Origin of the sequence: Actinomadura geliboluensis (assembly GCF_005889745.1) — a bacterium.
GTDB lineage: Bacteria > Actinomycetota > Actinomycetes > Streptosporangiales > Streptosporangiaceae > Spirillospora > Spirillospora geliboluensis.
Genome location: NZ_VCKZ01000562.1, coordinates 1 through 4,924, shown reverse-complemented (window position 1 = coordinate 4,924; position 4,924 = coordinate 1). Strand labels below are relative to the sequence as shown.

Annotated in this window: 7 protein-coding genes; 4 read left to right on the top strand and 3 right to left on the bottom strand. The window is 69.5% G+C overall.

The features are described from left to right. On the bottom strand, nt 1-195 hold a 195-nt coding region (locus ETD96_RS41335; RefSeq protein WP_138641932.1), incomplete at its 3' end, for a hypothetical protein. Nucleotides 196-748: 553 nt separating this feature from the next. On the opposite strand from ETD96_RS41335, the gene ETD96_RS41330 reads away from it, so the two are divergent. Beyond that, nucleotides 749-1,573 carry a helix-turn-helix domain-containing protein gene (locus ETD96_RS41330; protein ID WP_138641931.1) on the top strand — a complete coding sequence of 275 codons (825 nt, stop codon included), beginning with the start codon at nt 749-751 and terminating at the stop codon, nt 1,571-1,573. Between the two features lie 2 nt (nt 1,574-1,575). Then, nucleotides 1,576-1,938, top strand: coding sequence for a DUF397 domain-containing protein (locus ETD96_RS48000; RefSeq protein ID WP_138641930.1), 363 nt, complete (start codon nt 1,576-1,578; stop codon nt 1,936-1,938). 283 nt (nt 1,939-2,221) lie between these two features. On the opposite strand, the gene ETD96_RS41320 is transcribed toward ETD96_RS48000, so the two are convergent. Continuing rightward, a complete protein-coding gene (locus tag ETD96_RS41320) occupies nt 2,222-3,037 on the bottom strand; it encodes an SDR family NAD(P)-dependent oxidoreductase (RefSeq protein WP_171069492.1) in 816 nt (271 codons plus the stop codon). Between the two features lie 87 nt (nt 3,038-3,124). On the opposite strand from ETD96_RS41320, the gene ETD96_RS46305 reads away from it, so the two are divergent. Next, nucleotides 3,125-3,688, top strand: coding sequence for a TetR/AcrR family transcriptional regulator (locus ETD96_RS46305; protein ID WP_205719721.1), 564 nt, complete (start codon nt 3,125-3,127; stop codon nt 3,686-3,688). A 13-nt stretch (nt 3,689-3,701) separates the two neighbouring features. Here ETD96_RS46305 and ETD96_RS41310 read toward each other — a convergent pair whose 3' ends face one another. Then, nucleotides 3,702-4,229, bottom strand: a complete 528-nt coding sequence (locus ETD96_RS41310) for a dihydrofolate reductase family protein (protein ID WP_138641928.1) — start codon at nt 4,227-4,229, stop codon at nt 3,702-3,704. Between the two features lie 122 nt (nt 4,230-4,351). Between ETD96_RS41310 and ETD96_RS41305 the strand changes: the two genes are divergently transcribed. Then, nucleotides 4,352-4,819, top strand: a complete 468-nt coding sequence (locus ETD96_RS41305) for a PPOX class F420-dependent oxidoreductase (protein WP_138641927.1) — start codon at nt 4,352-4,354, stop codon at nt 4,817-4,819. Nucleotides 4,820-4,924 lie beyond the last annotated feature (105 nt).

The window sequence follows — 4,924 nt, the reverse complement described above, 5'->3', positions numbered from 1 at the left end:
CCGGTGGGTCTTGGCCGCGAGGACGGCGGCCACGTACGGGGTGAGGATCCGGGTGATCTGCTCGGCCGCGTGGACCGGCTTGGTGTGCGGAGCAAGGTCCTCGCCCGCGCTCGACCGGTACCACCAGATGCCGGGCGTTCCTCCGGGGACGAGCGTGATGCTCTCCCCGAAGTCCGGGACGGCCGGGTCGAACACGCGTAGGAGCGGGTGCGGGCCGTCGTAGCGCGGGACGGCCTTCCATCCTTCGCGAATGACTTCTTGGGCAAGTCGGTCAAGGTGGACCGTAATAGAAGAAGTCGGTGCGCCGGCGTTCAGATTCTTCGGTTCGATCCACCGCATTACCATTGCACCCACTTAGTGGGTTCGGAGCTCCGGTGGATGGACGCGCGACTGAGTTCGTCTAGGAGCGCCCTACGGAGTTCTTCTGCGGTGTTACGTACAACGGTCGGATCTACACCGGCCTTAGGGTCGTGCAGAGTGGCGACCCAGTCGCCGAGCATTCCGTCGTAGCGTGTCGCACGCCAGATTCGGTGGCCCTGGAAGTCCTTGCAGAGCCGGGCCAACGCCTGGTCAGCGGGGTTGACGGGGGTGTCCATGATCGTTTGAACTTTCGGTGCGATTTCTCTCCGTTACCGCTCCCAATCTTCCTGTGATCGGGTTATCTTCTGGAAGAGCAAGAAGCCCACGGATGGAAGTCCTCGGGCTTTGTTAGAAAGTAGCCCCCGCTTTCGAATCCCCGGAGGTTCTCGTGCCCCGTCGTCCCCGCGATCCCGGCATCCCGTCCTCGCCGACCGAGTACTTCGGTGTGGAATTGCGAACTTATCGGGAAGCGCCCGGTTTGTCTCGCCCTCAGCTTGCGGAGAAGCTCGGTTACACGCCCCAGTGGATCGGGCAGATCGAGTCAGGCAAGAGTGCGCCCTCCGAAGACTTCGCCAACGACTGCGACTCCTTCTTCGAGACAAACGGGGTGTTCCACCGCATGTGGAAGTGGAACCAGCAGCTGGAACGCATCCAGGTCGTGCCGCCAGGGTTCCGTCCCTTCATCGAGATCGAGCCGGACGCGACCTACATGCGTATCTTCGAACCGCTGCTCATCCCCGGCCTGCTCCAGACGGAGGAGTACGCCAGCAAGGTGCTCGAAGTGGGACACCGGAAAGAGAAGGTGGAAGAACTCCTAGCCGCGAGGATGGCGAGACGAGCGATCTTGGAGAAGGAGCAGCCGCCCTGGTTGCTGATCATGCTTAGCGAGATCGCCGTCAGGAGCATCGCAGCGGGGCCGGAGGTGATGCGCGGGCAGCTTGAGTACCTTCTCGACCTGGCTCAACTGCCTCACGTCACGCTTCAGGTCGTCCCAGCCGGTGCGCCCGTCTTCCAGGCGGGTGAGATCATCCTCCTGAGCTTTGCCGACCGTCCAGACGTTGCCTTCGCCGATGCGGCCGGCGGCCACGGCCGGTTGATCGAAGGCTCGCATGATGTTGAGGAGCTTGTCGTAGTCTTCGATCAAGTGAGAGCGTCGGCGTTGCCGGCCGAAGAGTCAGAGCGCCTCATCAGAAGAGTCATCGAGGAGTTGTGAAGATGTGGGACGTTGACGTCACCCGCTGGCGCAAGAGCAGTCACAGCGATTCTTCTGGGGGCTCCTGCGTGGAAGTCGGCTCAGTCGCGGCGGTGAAGCTTGCGCAGTGGCAGAAGAGCAGCCACAGCGACTCATCGGGGGCGGAGTGCGTGGAGGTTGCGGCTGTGAGCCCCATCAATGAGCAGTGGCGTAAGAGCAGCCGTAGTACGGGCACCGGGGACCAGTGCGTGGAGGTGGCCGATTTGGCGGCGGCGGTGGCGGTGCGGGATTCCAAGGACCCGGACGGGCCGAAGTTGGTCTTGGGTTCGGACGCGTGGCGAGCGTTCGCGTCGCGAGTGAAGACCGGCGGCCTCGATCTGGCCTGAGCCCTGAACGACCCAGAGCCTTCGCCCAACCGAACGGGCCGAAGCGGGTGTTCGGTCCGTCCACGTGGTGGGCGTTCGTAACGCAGATCAACACCGGCGGCCTCGACCTGGCCTGTGCCCCCGAAAGACCCAGAGCCCTCGGCCCGACTGGAAGTCACGGGCCGGGGGCTCCGTGCGTGAGACCTCCGCACGGGCTCGCTCGCTTTCTAGATCATTGACCAGCGTGAAGTCGTCGTGCTCGCGCGTCGCGACGGCGTTGCCGACGCGGCACTCGACGGTCGGGTCAGAGGCCGTTCTCGACCGCCGCCGCCAGGCGTGCGGCGTCCTTCTCGTCATGGCCCCCGATGGTGAGCGGGCGCCTCTTCGCACCACGGAAGGCGGCCCTTCCCGGGGACGGGGCGTCGATGATGCCGATGATCGGGCGGACGGCGGCATCGGGGCGCTGGCCGAGCAGCTTCCCGAGGACCGCGGCGCCGACCTTCATGGCCGTCCCGACGTCGCCCGCGAAGCTCGACCGGACGATCCGCGCGGGACCCCACGTCACGTAGGCCAGGCCCGGGTTCGCGTCGGTCGCGAGGATGCCGAGCAGCTCGTTGGCCCGGCGCTGCTGTGCGTTGGACCGCGCGAACGTGAACCCCTCCGTCATCTCAAGGTCGTCGAAGTCGATGGCGTCCGCCCGCGCGCCGGGAACGGCGGTGTTCACGATGACCGGACGGTCGGCCGCGCCGAGCTGCGCGGCGAGACCGGTCACGAACACGAACTTGGACACGAAGAACAGCACCCATGACGCCTCGCGCCCCTCGGCCGTGGTGTGCCGGCGCTGCCGGACGAACGATGCCGCGAGGACCAGCGCGTCGATCCGCTCGTAACCGGCCCGCAGGTGCTCGACCACGCGGCGGCTCTCGGCGACCGACGACAGGTCGGCCGCGACGAACTCCGCCCGCGCCGCGAGGTCGCCGCCCGCCGCGCCGGTGACCAGCGCGTCGAACTTGACGCGGCTCCGACCGACCACCACGACGCGGTCGCCCGCCTCCAGGTAGTGGCGCGCCAGGGCCGCTCCCATGCCGTCGGTGCCGCCCGTGATCACGATCGTCCGCACTGCCCGCCCCCCACTGTTCCGGAACATATGTTCCGCTTGAGGCTGGCACTAACCAGAACACGTGTTCCGGATCGCTAGGGTGTGGGGGTGGCAGCGGATCGGAGGCGGCGGCGGGACGCCGTCGAGAACAGGGAGCGGATCCTGGCGGCGGCGGAGCACGCCTTCCGGGAGCGCGGCATGGCCGTGGACATGCGCGCCGTCGCGGCGGCGGCCGGGGTCGGCGTCGGCACCCTCTACCGGCATTTCCCCACCCGCGAGCACCTCGTCCACGCCGTGACGGGCACCGATCCCGCCGACCTCGCCGAGGCGTCCCTCCCCGAGGGCATGCCCGCGATCGCCGCCCTCCGCGCGTTCTTCACCGCGGCGATGGCCCGGCTCACCGGCAACCAGGCGATGCTCGACCTGCTCACCGCCGGGTCGCCGGCGGACGAGGACCTCCGGCGGTGCATCGAGCACCTCACCAGGGTCGGCCAGGAGGCCGTCGACCGCTCCCGCACCACCGACCGCACCCTCGCCCCTGACGTGACCGCCCGCGACATCGCCTACCAACTGCTCGGGCTCGTCCGCATCGCGCCGCTGATCCCCGACTCCGAACCCGACGCGGTCGGGCATCACGTGGAGCTCGCCCTGCGTGGCCTCGCGGCGCGGTAGCGGCGCCGGGACGTCAATACGCGACGCGGTACCAGTGCGCGGACTCGCCCGCGAGCGGCTCCAGCCGCACCTGCTCGCCGCCGGGGTTGTCGAACAGCGGCACCCCGTCCCCGAGGAGCACCGGGGCGACGAAGACGAGCACCTCGTCCAACACCTTCGCTTCGATGCACTGCCTGGCGACGTCCGCGCCCAGGACGTTGACGTAGCGGTCCCCGGCGGCGGCCTTGGCCTCCGCGACCGCCGTCCCGAGGTCGCCGGCGAACGTGACGCCCGGCACGGGCTCGGCGGGCGGCCGGTGCGTCAGGACGACCACCGGCCCCTCGTACCGGCCGCCGAACGCGCCTTCCTTGTCGGTGCCCTTGTTCGGGTCGTCGCCGCCGAAGGTGCGGTTGCCGACGAGAAGGGCGCCGATCTGCTGGAGCAGGTGCTCGGCGGTCGGGTTCGGTTCGCCGAGGTGCTCGGTCAGCCAGGATATGTCCCCGCCCGGCCCGGCGATGAAGCCGTCGAGCGACATCGTCGCCGAGTACAGCAGCTTGGCCACAGCTCTTCCTTCCGTCGCGTCCTGGAGAGGAGACTTTCCCCGAACCCGAGAATCATCGGGATCAGGCCAGCGTCGACGCGACGGCGTGCCGCGCGAGGGGCGGTGCGGGAACGGGGGCTGCTGTGGCGGTGCGGCGCTGGACGCCCGTGTACTGGGCACTCGACCGCGTCCGGCACTCCTCGGCGCGACGGGTGGACGCGGCGCAGGCGTCCCGCTTCGCGGGGCTGCGCGGGCACGGGACCGTCCTGGTCGTGACGTTCCGCCGCGACGGGACCGCGGTGCCCACCCCGCTGTCGTGCGTCATGCAGGACGGGCGCCTGCTGGCGAGCACCGCGCCCGACTCCGGGAAGGTCAAGCGGATCCGCCGCGACCCCCGCGCCCTCGTGGCGCCGGCGACCGTGCGCGGCAGGCCCGTCGGCCCGGCCGTGGCGGCGGCCGCGCGGATCCTGGAGGGCGGCGACGCCGAGCGCGCCGAGCGGATCCTCGCCGGACGGTTCGGCATGGCGCGTCGCCTCTACCGGCGGATCATCGGCGTGCGTCCCGGCGAGACCGCCTACCTGGAGTTCACGCCCGGCGACCGCCGTCCGTGATCGCCGGTGCACCGGGCCGTGCACCGCCGTCGGGTCCGCCGGCGCACCGAGCGCCGCGTGCGCCTCTCACCGCCCGGTGGGGCACTCACCGGATCGGGGCATGGT

Excerpts from the sequence above, each read along its gene's own strand:
- ETD96_RS48000 (WP_138641930.1), top strand. The coding sequence starts at position 1,576 with ATGTGGGACGTTGACGTCACCCGCTGGCGCAAGAGCAGTCACAGCGAT.